General features: G+C 66.2%; 9 protein-coding genes. 5 read left to right on the forward strand and 4 right to left on the reverse strand.

The genetic code is table 11. The features are described from left to right. Nucleotides 1–18: 18 nt before the first annotated feature. Complete coding sequence (locus ACFTR6_RS09570) at nt 19–1,137, reverse strand: substrate-binding domain-containing protein (RefSeq protein ID WP_076799118.1); 1,119 nt, start codon at nt 1,135–1,137, stop codon at nt 19–21. A 201-nt stretch (nt 1,138–1,338) separates the two neighbouring features. Between ACFTR6_RS09570 and ACFTR6_RS09575 the strand changes: the two genes are divergently transcribed. After that, nucleotides 1,339–2,337, forward strand: coding sequence for a LacI family DNA-binding transcriptional regulator (locus tag ACFTR6_RS09575; RefSeq protein WP_377957821.1), 999 nt, complete (start codon nt 1,339–1,341; stop codon nt 2,335–2,337). Between the two features lie 70 nt (nt 2,338–2,407). Further along, nucleotides 2,408–2,701 carry a putative quinol monooxygenase gene (locus ACFTR6_RS09580; protein WP_377957726.1) on the forward strand — a complete coding sequence of 98 codons (294 nt, stop codon included), beginning with the start codon at nt 2,408–2,410 and terminating at the stop codon, nt 2,699–2,701. Nucleotides 2,702–2,720: 19 nt separating this feature from the next. On the opposite strand, the gene ACFTR6_RS09585 is transcribed toward ACFTR6_RS09580, so the two are convergent. Next, nucleotides 2,721–5,378, reverse strand: a complete 2,658-nt coding sequence (locus ACFTR6_RS09585) for a GH32 C-terminal domain-containing protein (protein ID WP_377957727.1) — start codon at nt 5,376–5,378, stop codon at nt 2,721–2,723. 238 nt (nt 5,379–5,616) lie between these two features. Between ACFTR6_RS09585 and ACFTR6_RS09590 the strand changes: the two genes are divergently transcribed. Both ACFTR6_RS09590 and malQ read left to right on the forward strand, forming a co-directional pair. Next, nucleotides 5,617–5,955: a hypothetical protein gene (locus tag ACFTR6_RS09590; protein WP_087873120.1), complete on the forward strand. Its 339-nt coding sequence runs from the start codon at nt 5,617–5,619 to the stop codon at nt 5,953–5,955. Nucleotides 5,956–6,091: 136 nt separating this feature from the next. Beyond that, on the forward strand, nt 6,092–8,323 hold the full coding sequence (gene malQ / locus ACFTR6_RS09595) for a 4-alpha-glucanotransferase (protein WP_377957728.1): 2,232 nt from the start codon (nt 6,092–6,094) through the stop codon (nt 8,321–8,323). 39 nt (nt 8,324–8,362) lie between these two features. On the opposite strand, the gene ACFTR6_RS09600 is transcribed toward malQ, so the two are convergent. Next, complete coding sequence (locus tag ACFTR6_RS09600) at nt 8,363–11,224, reverse strand: alpha-amylase family glycosyl hydrolase (protein WP_377957729.1); 2,862 nt, start codon at nt 11,222–11,224, stop codon at nt 8,363–8,365. Nucleotides 11,225–11,374: 150 nt separating this feature from the next. Continuing rightward, nucleotides 11,375–12,418 carry a lactonase family protein gene (locus tag ACFTR6_RS09605; protein ID WP_377957730.1) on the reverse strand — a complete coding sequence of 348 codons (1,044 nt, stop codon included), beginning with the start codon at nt 12,416–12,418 and terminating at the stop codon, nt 11,375–11,377. A 203-nt stretch (nt 12,419–12,621) separates the two neighbouring features. On the opposite strand from ACFTR6_RS09605, the gene ACFTR6_RS09610 reads away from it, so the two are divergent. Then, entirely contained in the window at nt 12,622–13,449 is an 828-nt protein-coding gene (locus tag ACFTR6_RS09610) for a putative protein N(5)-glutamine methyltransferase (protein WP_076803604.1), read from the forward strand. The last annotated feature ends 37 nt before the right edge of the window (nt 13,450–13,486 follow it).

The raw sequence follows: 13,486 nt of genomic DNA on the forward strand, positions 1-13,486 counted from the left end.
TGCTCCTGTCATGTCCGGCTACTTGCCCCAGCAGATCTGGGACGCGTCCGACGTCGTGATGCTCTTGACGCCGTCGGCGGCCTTGTCCGTCACGAGTTCCACTCCAGTGTTGAAGAAGTCCAGGCCTTCGGAGTTGGACGGCTTCTGGCCGGTCTTGGCGAGGTCGACGATGGCCTTGACTCCGAGCTCGGCCATCTTGACCGGGTACTGCTGGGCGGTGGCGCCGATGATTCCTGACTTGACGTTGTCGACGCCGGTGCAGCCGCCGTCGACCGAGACCACCAGGACGTCCTTTTCCTTGCCGGCGGACTTCAGCGCCTCGAAGGCTCCTGCAGCGGCGGGCTCGTTGATGGTGTAGACGACGTTGATGTTCGGGTTCTTGGCGAGCAGGGTCTCCATGGCCGTGCGCCCGCCGTCCTCCGCGCCCTGGGAGGCCTGGCTGCCGACGATCTCGTAGTCGCCGCCCTTGCCGCCCGTGTACTTGCCGGTCTTGGCTTCGTCGCCGTTCTTCTTCTTGTCCGCGGTGTCGATGCCGAGCCCGGTGAGGAAGCCCTGGTCGCGGTTGTAGTCCACCGAGACCACCTTGTCGTCGAACAGGTCGATGAGGGCAATGGTGGCCTTCTTGCCGTCCAGCTGCGCCGCCGTCCACTTGCCGATCAGCTCACCGGCGGCGAAGTTGTCCGTGGCGAAAGTGATGTCCGCGGCGTCTGCAGGGTCCGGCGGAGTGTCCAGGGCGATGACGAACAGGCCGGCGTCCTTGGCCTTCTTCAGTGCGTCGACGACGGACGGGCCGTTGGGCGTGATCAGGATGCCTTTGTCGCCTTTGGAGATGGCGTTTTCGATGGCCTGGATCTGGGTGTCCTCATCACCGTCGGCCTTGCCGGCGGCGAGCTTGAGATCGACGCCGCCTGCCTCGGCGGCTTTCTTTGCTCCGTCCTGCATGGAGACGAAGAAGGGGTTGGACGTGGTCTTCACGATCAGGGAAACGCCGACCTTTTCCGAGGAGGAGCCTCCGGCGGAGGAGTTGGCGGTGGAACTGCCGCCGCAGGCGGTGAGGCTGAGCGTGCCGAGGGTCAGGACTGCACCGGCGGCGAGCAGGCGGTGGGTGAATGTCCGCGGGGCTTTGGAACTCAACATTGAATCTCCTGGTTTCGGGGCATTTGGTGTAACTGGTCTTTAACTGGTCTGTGCTGAAATTGGTCCGTGCTGACAACGTTGTCAGGAGTCATGTAACCAACGTCACAAGGTAGAGTCAAGGCAAATGCATTGATGAAGGATGGATTAATGACAACGATGTCGAATCGTTACCAGCCCGAGGGGGCGAAGAGCCGGCCCACCATGCGCCACGTCGCCGCGCTGGCCGGCGTCGGGATTAAGACGGTGTCGCGGGTGATGAACGACGAGCCAGGCGTTTCGGAAGCCACCCGGCAGCGCGTGCTTGGCGCATCGCAGCAGCTGAATTACCAGTTGGATATGGCAGCAGGCAGCCTGCGCCGCTCCGGCCGGCAGACGCTCTCCATCGGGCTCCTGTTGCCGAGCGTCGCCAACCCGTTCAGCAGCGAGATCCACCGCGCCATGGAGGATGCCCTGGCTGTCCGCGGAATCGCGGTCTTCGCGGCAAGCCTGGACGATGACGCCGAGCGGGAGAGGGCGCTGGTGACGGCGTTCCTCGGCAGGCGCGTGGACGGGCTGGTGCTCACCCCTATCGCCAAGAGCCAGGCCTATGTCATTCCCGAGCACTCCCGCGACCTGCCCATCGTCTTCATCGACCGCGAACCCGTAGGCATCGAGGCGGACGCGGTGGTGACGGACAACGCTGTCGGCGCCGCCAAGGCCGCTTCCCACCTGATCTCGCACGGCCACACCCGCATCGCGTACCTCGGCGACCGCGCCGACATCCAGACGGCCCGTGAGCGGCGCCGCGGCTTCACCGAGGAACTCGGCCGCGCAGGGATACCGGCGTCCTCGGTTCCGGTCCGCGAAGGGCTGCACGACGAGGAGTCGGCACGCCTGGCCACCCTGGAGCTCTTCAATGGCGAAGACCCGCCCACGGCCATTTTCTCAAGCCAGAACCTGGTGACGTTCGGCGTGATGCGGGCCCTGAAGGAACTCGGGCTGAACAAGCGCGTTGCCCTCGTCGGCTTCGACGACTTCACCCTGGCGGACATGATGGAACCGGGCGTTACCGTCATCGCGCAGCACCCCGACCGGATCGGGAAACTGGCCGCCGAGCGTCTGCTGGCCAGGATCGACGGTGACCACAGCGCTCCGGAAACCTACGTGGTCCCCTCCGAGCTCATTACCCGCGGCTCCGGCGAACTGCGACCGGCTGAATGAACCGCCCGGCTGAATAAACCTTCCGACTGACTAGACCCCTGCACGCCAACACCCACCAACAGGAGAACTCATGACCAAGACGCTCTACGCCGAATTCACGGTCAAGCCCGGCAGTGAAGCACGCGTTGCCGAGATGATGCGCGAGCTCACCGAGCAGGTTCGCAACGAGCCGGGCAACCAGCTCTTCCTGCCGTACACCCGGGAAAACAATCCCAGGGAGTATTTCGTGTTCGAGGTCTATCAGGACGATGCAGCGTTCCAGGAGCACATTTCCGCCGACTACGGCGCCCGGTTCAACGGGGAGCTCGCGGACCATATCGAGGAGGACGGCTCGGTGCTGACCTGGCTGCAGCCGGTCCACTAGACCGGCTGCAGCCTGGCCTCTACTTCCCGTTCCTGGCCGGCAACTGGGCTGCCTGGAACATGGACTGGCTGAGCGGCGTGACAGACAGCGACTTCAGCCGGGCGGTGCCGCCTTCGGCAAAGAGCGCCACCTGGTTGGCGTCCTGCTGGAAAGCGGCCTGTTCCGGGAAGACCTGGTCCGTGATGGTGCGCAGGCCGTTCTGGGCAAAGACCTCCACGGAGGACCGGTCGACATAGATCCGCAGCGTCACGTTGCCGCTGCCATCCACGGTCACCGGGGCGGACTCAACCGAGGCAAAGAGCGGATGGAAGTCCGTGCTGCCGGAGTTGCTCCGGTCCACGTACAGCTCTCCGGCGGCCTTGTCATAGCCGATGATGGTCGATTTGCCGCCGTTCCCCAGCACCGTGATCCCGGCCTTCGACGCTGAGCCGGGGGAGAAGGTCACGTCGATCCGCTGGACGTCGCCCCACGCGGCGGACGGCAGCGGATGGGTGCCGGCCGGAATGTTCCGGGCGCGTTTTTCCGCGTAGGTTTCTTTTGTGCCCAGGCCATCCACCTGCTGGACCGCCTTTTGCGTCAGGCGCGGACCGTCGGCCGTCTGCGTCAGTGCCACTTCGCGGGGCAGCGACATGGCGCTGCGCCACGGCGAGGTGGGGATGCTGTTGGCGTAGTCCCAGTTGTTCATCCAGCCGAGCATGACGCGCTTGTCCTGAGGCATGTTGCTGAAGGACACGGACGCGTAGTAGTCCCGGCCATAATCCAGCCAGTCATAGGTCTGCAGCCTCGGCGTGGCCGGCCGCGGCGAGGCGATGAACTCGTCCGCCAGGATGTGGCCCCACCCGAAGCGGTTGTTGTCCACGACGCGGATGCTGGCCTTCCGCCCCCGGAACTCGGCAACGTTCCACGAAGCCCAGTCCAGGACCTCACTGTTGGCCCCGGTGGCTGTACGGACCACCTTGCCGTCCACTACGAGGTTGACGGTGGTCTCGTCGGAACGGGGCACTGCGGCCTGGTCCGTCAGCATGACGTGGTCCAGCGTGAGGTGTCCCCACCCGCCTGTGGCCTGGTCCACGACCCGCAGCTGTGCCTGCTGTCCCGCGAATTCGGACACGTCCCAGCCCTTCCAGTTCAGGGCGCCCGCGTCGTCCCCGGCGAGGGTGCGCACCACGGTGCCGTTCACCAGCAGCTGGACTTCCAGCGTCTGCCCGGAACCTGCCGTGCGGTGTCCGCCGCCCACCAGCATGCTCATGAAGTTCCGGTTTACCGTGAACGACGGCGACGTCAGGGTTCCCTGCCTGTCGTCGCCGGGTGCCCCGCCCGTCTCAAACGTGTTGATCCGTTTGGCGCCGATATAGAAGTCGCCTCCGGCGGTTGCCGGCTGGAACCGGGGTTCCAGGTCCCCGGTTCCTGCCCATCCGGCGTCGGCCAGCGTGGATCCGTCCGGGACCTCAAAGCCGTTGAACAGCAGGTCCCCGGGCGGCGGGGTGTTGTCCAGCTTGTCCGAAACCCGCGGGTGCTGGCCGCCGCCCACGAGGAAGTTCAGGTAGTCGCTGTCGACCGTGAATTCGGGGGAGTCCATTGATCCCACCGGCCAGTCGCCGTCGTTGAACGAATTGACCAGCCCGGCGCCGGCAAAGCCGGTGACGGGGTTCTGGCCGGCGAGCGTGCCGGAGGCCGGGGCTCCGGCGAACGGCCCCTCTTTCAGGTTGCCGGGTTCGTTGCTGACCGTCCAGCCGTTGTACGTGCCGTCATTGAAGCCTGCCAGGGATGTGCCTGCGGGCAACGCGCCACCGGGCTTCGTGGTTTCCGACGTGAAGGTGGTGCCGTCGAAATTGCCCACGAAGTACTGCCCGGCCGAGCCTCCGGCCACGCCTCCGGGGTTGATGTTCACCACCATCACCCATTTGACGTTCGCGGGGTCGCCGTCGACGGCAAGCGGAAACAGGTCCGGGCATTCCCACAGGCCGCCCGTGGCATTGGCCGGGCCAAACTCGCTGAGCTGTGTCCAGTCCTTGAGGTTGCCGGATTTGTACAGCAGGACCTTGTGCTCCGTGGCTTCGACGGCGGCCATCACCCAGTAGCCGCCCCCGCCGGGGGAGTCGTACCAGAACACTTTCGGGTCGCGGAAGTTGGCGGAGTTGCGGTTGAGTACCGGGTTGCCGCTGTACTTGGTCCAGGTCCGGCCCTCATCCACGCTGTACGCGAGGGACTGCGCCTGCAGCCCCCTGTAGGGCGAGGCATCCTTGTAGGCGCTGGTGAAGATGGCCACCAGGGGAGGGTTCTCTGCTGTGCCGAGGCCAGAGGTGTTGTTTTTGTCCACCACGACGCTGCCGGAGAAGATGTCCTGCTGGTCGTCCGTGGCGATGGCCAGTGGCTGCTCTTTCCAGTGCACGAGGTCCGTAGAGGTGGCATGGCCCCAGGACATGTTGCCCCACTGGTTGCCGAAAGGATTGTGCTGGTAATAGAGGTGGTAGACGCCCTTGTAGAACACCATTCCGTTGGGATCGTTCATCCAGTTCTGCTGCGGCGTGTAGTGGTAGGCCGGCCGGAACTGCTCGTCGCCGGCAGTCCCTGCGGCCGTGGCTGTTCCTGCTCCGGCCAGAACCGCGGCCAGGCTGAGCCCTGCCACGGTCAGCGCGGTACATAATTGGAGGCTGCTGATTTTTTTCTGATGCATTGTGCTGGGGTCGCCCTTCATCGCGCGTGCCTTCTGCCCTTACCTCAAACTCCCGGGCGGTTAGACAACGTTGTCAGTGAGTGGAACGCTAGGGGATGTCCGCAAGACAAGTCAACGGATCCCTGCGCCTGAATTTCCAGTCTTCGTTCCCCTAGGAAAGAATTTCCCTGCGCCCAGACACCGTTGTCAGGAACGGAGTGTTGAGCTGCGTCGAAACCGGCCTTGTTAGGGTGGAAACATGAAACGCAGCCTCCTTGCCATGTCCATGCTTTCCGCCGCCGTCCTGCTGACGGGCTGCGCCCAGGCTGAGGAAGCAGCACAGAACGCGGCGAGCTCGGCGGCGTCACAAGTTGCCAACGCGGCGGCCGAGCAGGTGAAGGGCCAGATCTGCAAGCTGATCGAGGACGGCCTGGTGAGCGCCTCGGACAAGGCTGCACTGACGGGCCTTGTCGCCGGCGCGGAGACGGCAGGCGTGCCGGCCGAAATCACCGGTCCCCTGAAGGCGATCGCGCAGGCCGGCGACCAGGTTCCCGGCGAATCGGTCCAGGAACTGCAGAAGGCCTGCACTGCCGCTTGAGTCGCTCCGGCTTGAGCCATGGAACCGGCGCAGCCTGCAATAATCGGAACCAGCAGTTGCGGGGGCGCTGAAAGCGGCCGGCCGCGACGGGCAGCAGCGTTAGTTTCGGGCCGATAACAGCAGACGAGGCGGACATATGAAGGCTCCCAGCCAGCAGCACGGGATTTCCCCTGGAACCCATTCCCCTGAAAGCTCTCCCACTGAAACGCCGCTGGGCAATGAAGTACCGGCAGCCAACACCGCGGTCAATCCCGAACTGTTGCGCTGGCTGGCTGAGGCGTACGGTGTGGGCACCACCTACCAGGGGTGGGACGGGAAACCGTATGAGGTCGCGGCCGGTACCCTGATCCACGTCCTGGCCGCGCTGGGGGTCGACGCGGACACTGACCAGCTCATTGAGCACGAACTGGCCGAAGCGGAACTGGCGCCCTGGCGGCGGATGCTGCCGCCCGCCGTCGTGCTTCAGGAGGGGACACTCGGGGAGGTGTTCGTCCATGTCCCGCACGGATCATCCGTCCGTGTCTGGGCCGTCACCGAGGACGGGCGACGGCTCGACGCCGTCCAGGAGGACGAATGGGCGGAGCCACGTGAAGTGGACGGCATCCTGACGGGCCGGGCCACATTCGCCGTGCCCCAGAACACCGGGCTCGGCTGGCATACGCTGCATGCGGAAGCGGCCGGGGTTGCCGCCGAGTCGACGCTGGTGGTGACTCCCGCCCGGCTGGCCACGGCTGCCGGCCTCGAGCAGCGCAGGGGCTGGGGCCTGGCGACGCAGCTGTACTCCGTCCGTTCCAAACGGTCCTGGGGTGTGGGCGATTTTGCCGACCTCGCCGAGCTGGCGGCGGTGGCGGGCGCGCACGGGGCCGACTACGTGCTGGTGAATCCCCTGCACGCGGCTGATCCCGTGCCGCCCCTGGAGCCGTCGCCGTATTCCCCGTCGACCCGCCGGTTCTTCAACCCCCTGTACCTCCGGATTGAGGCCATTCCGGAGCTGGCGTACCTGAATACGAAGAAGCAGTCCCTCGTCCACAGCCTCATGAAGCAGTCGCGGAAGCTGAACAAGGACGCCACGCGGCTGGACCGGGACAAGGTCTACGCCGCCAAGCTCGCAGCGCTTGAGCTGATATCTGGTGTCAGCCGTTCGCCCTCACGGCAGCGGGCGTACGAGGAGTACTGCCGGTTGGCCGGCGCCGGCCTGGACGACTTTGCCCTCTGGTGCGCCATCCGTGAGGACCTCGACGCCGATGATCCGTTGTGGATCGACCCAACAGCTGCGCTCGGCTCGCCGTTCGCGGAGAAACTGAGGGGCGAACTGGCGGACCGGATCGAGTTCCACCGCTGGCTGCAGTGGCTCTGCGACGAACAGCTCGAGGCCGCCCAGGCCGCCTCCCGCAAGGCCGGCATGCGCCTGGGCGTGGTCAACGACCTCGCTGTCGGCGTGGACCTCCAGAGCTCCGATGCCTGGACGCTCCGGGGCGTCCTCGCGCCCGGCGTCAGCGTCGGCGCACCGCCGGACATGTACAACCAGCTGGGGCAGGACTGGCACCAGCCGCCGTGGCACCCCACCCGGCTTGCCGAAGCCGGCTACAAGCCGTTCCGGGAGATGCTCGCCACGGTGCTCCGGCATTCGGGCGGCATCCGGGTGGACCACATCCTCGGCTTCTTCCGGCTCTGGTGGGTGCCGGAAGGAAACTCGCCGGCGGACGGCGCCTATGTCCGGTTCGACCACGACGCCATGATCGGCATTCTTGCCCTGGAGGCGCACCGTGCCGGAGCCGTGGTCATTGGCGAGGACCTCGGCACCTTCGAGCCGTGGGTCCGGGATTACCTCGCGGCGCGCGGCATCCTGGGCACGTCGATCCTGTGGTTTGAGAACGACGGCGACGCGCCGCTGCCGCCTGAAAAGTACCGGCTGCAGGCGCTCTCCAGCGTGAACACGCACGACCTCCCGCCAACCGCCGGCTACCTCGCCGGGGACCACGTGACGCTGCGCAACGAGCTGGGGCTGCTGCAGCGCTCGGCCGAGGACGAGCGCCTGGAGCACAATGCCAAGCTGGAGAAAATGATGGACCTGCTCAGGCAGCGGGGCCTGCTTCCAGCCGGCGATGCCGGCAGCGAACAGGAGCGGATCGAGGCCCTGCACCGCCTGCTCGCGCAAACCCCGTCGGTCCTTCTTGGTGTGGCGCTGGTGGACGCGGTGGGCGAACGCCGGGTGCAGAACCAGCCCGGGACCACCTCGGCCCAGTACCCCAACTGGCAGGTGCCGCTGGCCAACTCCGACGGGGACCCCGTGCTGATCGACAGCCTGGAGGAAGACGAGCGGTTCAACTCCCTGCTCTCGGCTGTCGAAGACGCAATGCGGCAGTGACGTCCGGGGCTCCCGCCCGGCAGGCGGGAGCCCCGGTCCCTAGCCCGCCGTGATCAGGTGCGTGGTGTGGCTGTACCGGAAGGTGACAGGGCCGCCGTCGTGATCCAGCACGATGTTGGAGCCGTTCAGGGCGCCGTCCTGGCCGTAATTCTCAGTCCAGGAGCCGTTGATGGCGGCTTTGAATTCGTACCGGCCGGCCGGAAGGTCGGCCGTGAGCTTCCACAGGCGGTCAGCCGGATCGAAGGCCAGGAATGCGGCCCTGCACTCGGGCTGCCAGTCACCCGGGCAGCCCATCTCGCTGTTCAGGCTTCCCGCCACGGTGACCGAGTCGGGCTGCGGCGTGGCGCCGACCACCACCGTCCGTACGTTGCTCACCACGCTTGATCCGCTGAGCTTCGCCCGGTATCGCACTTCGGTTCCATCGGCGACGTCCAGCGCCGCCAGGCCGTCGATGACCGTGTAGGCGGGCGACGAGTCATCATTGGATCCGATGGCCGTCCATGGTCCGCCCGCGATACTGCGCTCAAAATGCACCACGTGGCTTGCCCTTTCCGGATCCGCCGTGGCCACCACTTCCACGTCTCCCTCCACGGTGCTGCCCTCGGCAGGCTGCTGGATGGTCAGCACCGGGTCCGGTACCACGGCGGAGCGGGCAGCGCTGACCGACGAGCGGCCTGCATTGTTCAGGACGACCGCGCGGTACTCCACCCCAGTGCCCGGATCGAGCGCCGTGACGTCGTGGAACACGCGGTAGGGTGCGGTGTCGTCGGTGCCCACGCGCTCCCACTGGCCGCCGGGCGTCCTGGCCTCAAAGGTGACCTCGTAGAACGAGCTGCCGTGGACGTCCGCCGTCACCTGGATCCGCCCGTTGTCTCCGGCGGACGTGCCCGTGGCGGCCGCGGAGGCCGGAGGCTGCAGCGCGACGGCAGGCGGCGTCTTCTCACGGGGAATCCGGCCGGAGGACTGGTAGACGACGGCGGAAAGCGGCGGCACTGTGACGGTCAACTTGCCGTCGGCGGAAGTTCTGGATTCTCCGGCGGCATCGCCGTAGATGAGGCTGTAGTTGCGCTTGGCGATGTACGTGGGAACAGCGGCAGTCTGCGGTTCCTCGCTGTTGTTCAGCGCCACCACGTACTCGCGCTGGTCCGTGGCGTCCGTGCGGGAAAACGCGTAGATGCCTGCCCCGTCGGAGGCGTGCCGGTTCTGGTGCGCCCCGTTCCGGAGTGTGGGGTGCTCCTTGGCCAGCGCCGCGAGCTCGCTGATCTTGGCGTACAGGGGATGCCCGGGATTGAAGTTGTCGGTGGCGTGCGTGGCGGTGGTGCCGAGCAGGTCGTCATCGAGGTAGTCAGGCACCTTGCTGGCGAACAGCGTCTGGCGGGCGTCCTGGTCCCCGCCGGGGCCGGTGAAGCCCTGTTCGTCGCCGTAGTAGACCACCGGGTTTCCGCGGGAGAAGTACATCAGCTCATGGGCGAGTTGGTCGCGGGCCACGCGTTCGGCGTCATTCGCGTCCGGGTTGTCGGTGCTGATGAAGCTGCCGATCCGGCCCATGTCGTGGTTCCCCAGGAAGGTGGGCAGCTGGTAGACGTTGGAATCGGCATCGGTGTACCAGTCGTCCGCGGCGAAGAAGTCCTTAAGCTGCTGGGCGTCCTGGCTGCGCGAGGCGAAATTCCGGGCCGCATCCTGGAACGGGAAGTCGAGCACGGCCTGCATCTTGTTGCGGGTGGTGAACTGGGAGGTGAAGCTCTTGGACGTGTCGAAGACCTCGCCGAACATGAAGAACTCGTCCTTGCCGTGCTCCCTGGCATAGGCCAGGACCTCCGGACCGAACTGCTGCCAGAATTCGTCATTGACGTGCTTCATGGTGTCGATGCGGAAACCATCCACGCCGAAGTCCCGGATCCACGTCTCGTAGATTTCCGTCATGCCGGCCACCACGGTGGGGTGCTCGGTGAACAGGTCGTCCAAGCCGAAGAAGTCGCCGTAGTAGGCGTTTTCGCCGGCAAAGGTGGTGTCGCCGCGGTTGTGGTAGAGCGTCAGGTCGTTGAGCCAGGCAGGAACCTTGAGGTTCTGTTCCGCCGGATCAAGCACGGGCGTGTACGGGAAGGAGGTCCCGGCGTCGAGCTTGGGGAAGCCCGCGCTGCCGGCGAAATCCCGGTCATCGAAGGGTTCGCCCGTTGCGGTGCGGTATGGCTCCTTGTCCTTGGAGATGTAGCCGGTGCGGGCGCCCTCCTTATAGCCGATCACGTCCGCGGTGTGGTTGGTGATGATGTCGAAGTAGACCTTCATGCCACGGGAGTGTGCCTCGTCGATAAGCGCTTTCAGCTCAGCGTTGGTGCCCAGGTGCGGATCGATCTGGGTGAAGTCCGTGATCCAGTAGCCGTGGTAGCCGGCGGAGTTGTCCTCGCGCTGCACCGCCTTGTTTTTGAAGCTCGGCGTCAGCCAGATTGCCGTGGTCCCCAGCCCCTGAATGTAGTCGATTTTGTTGAGCAGGCCGGCCAGGTCCCCGCCGTTGTAAAAGCCCTTGCGGGTGGGGTCGAAGCCGGAGACCATCGGATCCGGTCCCAGCCCGCCGTCGTCGTTGCCGGCGTCGGCGTTGCTGAACCTGTCCGCCATGACGAAGTAGAAGTTCTCGTCCGAGACCGGAGCGCGGAGCGAATGGGCCGCTGTTCCCGGTTTAGTGCCGGAGGGTTTGGTGCCGGACGGTTTGGGGTCCGACGGCGGCGCGGGGCTCTTGCCGGCGACGGCCGCTTGGGCGGGAGCTGAGGTTGGCAGGGCTGCCTGGGCAGCTGGGGCCGATGTGGCGAGCAGGAGGAGCGCGCCCGCCGCTGCGACGGTTGCGAGGGCTGGCTTGGCGGGCCCGCTGTTACGGCGTGACGGATGGAGGCGAGGGACGGTGAACATGTGAGACCTTCCGCAAAGCAACGCTGCTTGTCCGGGCGGGGAGGCCCGGCGTTAGACTGCCGACTCAGCCAAGGCAGGCCCGGCCACCACCCCCTGTGATGACGCCGTATTGGAAATGACTGACGCTGTAATGGCTTTGTCGATTGCGGCTTAGCTTGCCACAATCAGGGCCGTGGGGGAACCCGCAACGAGGCGGTGAACGGGGCCATGCGGAAGACCCGTGGCGGTGTCCAGCCGGAAGGTGGTGATGTCGTGGGACCGCTCATGGGCCACGTGCAGCCATTCGCCGCGGACCAGGTGGTGGCGGGGCCAGTCGCCGCCGCTGGGGACATCGGCCAGCGGGCTGAGCGCGCTGCCCTCTGCGGATGAGGTCACTTCCAGTACGCTGATGCGGTTGGTTCCCCGGGTTCCGACATATGCGAACCGCCCGTCCGCCGACAACGCAATTTCGGCGGCAGAATCACCCTCTTTGGCGCCGTCGGACGTCGCGGGCCCCCGGCTGGCCAGCTCGAACTTTCCCGCTGCCGAGGCGGCCCGGACCGCAAAGACTTCGATGGAATACTCGGAGACCACAAAGACCGTTCCGTCCGGGTGCTGCACCAGGTGGCGGGGCCCGCTGTCCTTCGGAAGCACCAGCTCATGGTCCAGCACCAGGCCAGTCCCGGGGACACAGTTCCATACGCGGAGGAGATCGTGGCCCAGGTCCGTGGTCATGATGCGTCCGTCTGCGAGGACCAGGCTGGCGTGGGCCCGGCTGGGGCGCTCGTCCCGGTGCGGGTCGCTGGATGGCGCCGCCGGAAGGCGGCGGGCGAAGCCGCCGTCGTCCTCCAGTTCGTAGAGCAATACCTGGCCGTCGCCCCAGCACGCGACGACCAGAAACTTGCCATGGGGGTCGACGTTGACGTGGCAGGCCGCTTCGCCCGCAGGCCAGGGCTCCCCGACGGGTTCGAGGCTGAACTCTCCGCGGCGCCGGTACGCCTGGACGGTCTTGGCGTTCTCCCCGACGGCGTAAACCATCGGCAGTGAGCGGTGCACTGCCACGAACGACGGCGAATCCGCCTTTGCGGCTGTCCCGAGCCAGGTCAGTGCCCCGTCAGCGCCGGACGATACGGCCCCGATGCCTGCTCCGTGGCCTCCGCTGTCCGCCGTGTAGGAGCCGGTCCAGATGAGGGTGTGGTTTCCGCTGTGGGTCATCGTTCCATCCTGCCAAGAATCGCCGGATCCGGGGTCGGATAACATAAATTTTGCAGTGCCAGTTTTGAGTGCAGCACTACCCGGGAGGTGAGGACAATCCACGCAATGCCAGCTGGGGCTCTCCCTGCCCGCCGCCGTCCGCTCCGCCGAGGCTAGCCGGACGAATGCACGGAGCGCCCATCATTCAAGTGAAGGACGCCTCCATGCCTGTTGAATCGCCATTTTCCCGCTCCACCGTCATCGGCAGGCTGCGCGCCGCCGGCTGCGTCTTTGCCGAAGAAGAAGCGGACCTCCTCCTGTCTGCGGGCCATGGTCCCGCTGAGCTGATCAGCGCCGTGCAGCGGCGGATCGACGGCTTTCCGCTTGAGCATATTCTCGGCTGGGCTGAATTTTGCGGTCTTCGGATCAGGGTGGAGCCCGGCGTTTTCGTGCCTCGCCGCCGGACGGAACTGCTGGTCCGCGAAGCTGCTTCACTTCTCGGCACTGCGCCCGCGGATCCCGTGCCGTCCGCGGATTCCGTTTCGTCCGCCGCGCCGGTTGTTGTAGATCTGTGCTGCGGCTCCGGAGCCGTAGGCGCCGCGCTGGCAGAACTGTGGCCCGGCATTGAGGTCCATGCTTCCGACGTCGACCCCGCCGCCGTGCGTTGTGCCCGCCTCAACGTCCTCCCCTTGGGTGGCGTGGTCCATGAGGGTGACCTGTACGCGGCGCTGCCTGCCCGGCTCAGAGGGAACGTTGACGTTCTCGCGGTGAATGCGCCGTATGTTCCCACGGCGTCCATCGGCAGCATGCCCCGTGAGGCCCGCGTTCATGAACCACGGGTGTCGCTTGATGGAGGGCCGGACGGGCTCGACATCCAGCGCCGGGTGATTGCGGAAGCGGCTGCCTGGCTCCGTCCGGGCGGGCACCTTCTCATCGAGACCAGCCGGCGACAGGCACCTCTTACTGCGGCGGCCATGGCCGGTGGGGGACTGGGCCCCCGAATCGCCTGCTCAGCTGAACTGGACGCAACAGTGGTAATCGGCAAGCTGTAAGCACTGTCTGGGCTGCACTGAGCGTCCGGCAGCCCGT

It is taken from the genome of Arthrobacter sp. NPDC057009, assembly GCF_042673905.1.
GTDB lineage: Bacteria > Actinomycetota > Actinomycetes > Actinomycetales > Micrococcaceae > Arthrobacter.

What these genes read in the sequence shown, in the direction of transcription:
- ACFTR6_RS09570 (WP_076799118.1), bottom strand. Translation starts at nt 1,137, where the DNA reads ATGTTGAGTTCCAAAGCCCCGCGGACATTCACCCACCGCCTGCTCGCC.
- ACFTR6_RS09575 (WP_377957821.1), top strand. Translation starts at nt 1,339, where the DNA reads ATGCGCCACGTCGCCGCGCTGGCCGGCGTCGGGATTAAGACGGTGTCG.
- ACFTR6_RS09580 (WP_377957726.1), top strand. Translation starts at nt 2,408, where the DNA reads ATGACCAAGACGCTCTACGCCGAATTCACGGTCAAGCCCGGCAGTGAA.
- ACFTR6_RS09585 (WP_377957727.1), bottom strand. Translation starts at nt 5,378, where the DNA reads ATGCATCAGAAAAAAATCAGCAGCCTCCAATTATGTACCGCGCTGACC.
- ACFTR6_RS09590 (WP_087873120.1), top strand. Translation starts at nt 5,617, where the DNA reads ATGAAACGCAGCCTCCTTGCCATGTCCATGCTTTCCGCCGCCGTCCTG.
- malQ (WP_377957728.1), top strand. Translation starts at nt 6,092, where the DNA reads ATGAAGGCTCCCAGCCAGCAGCACGGGATTTCCCCTGGAACCCATTCC.
- ACFTR6_RS09600 (WP_377957729.1), bottom strand. Translation starts at nt 11,224, where the DNA reads ATGTTCACCGTCCCTCGCCTCCATCCGTCACGCCGTAACAGCGGGCCC.
- ACFTR6_RS09605 (WP_377957730.1), bottom strand. Translation starts at nt 12,418, where the DNA reads ATGACCCACAGCGGAAACCACACCCTCATCTGGACCGGCTCCTACACG.
- ACFTR6_RS09610 (WP_076803604.1), top strand. Translation starts at nt 12,622, where the DNA reads ATGCCTGTTGAATCGCCATTTTCCCGCTCCACCGTCATCGGCAGGCTG.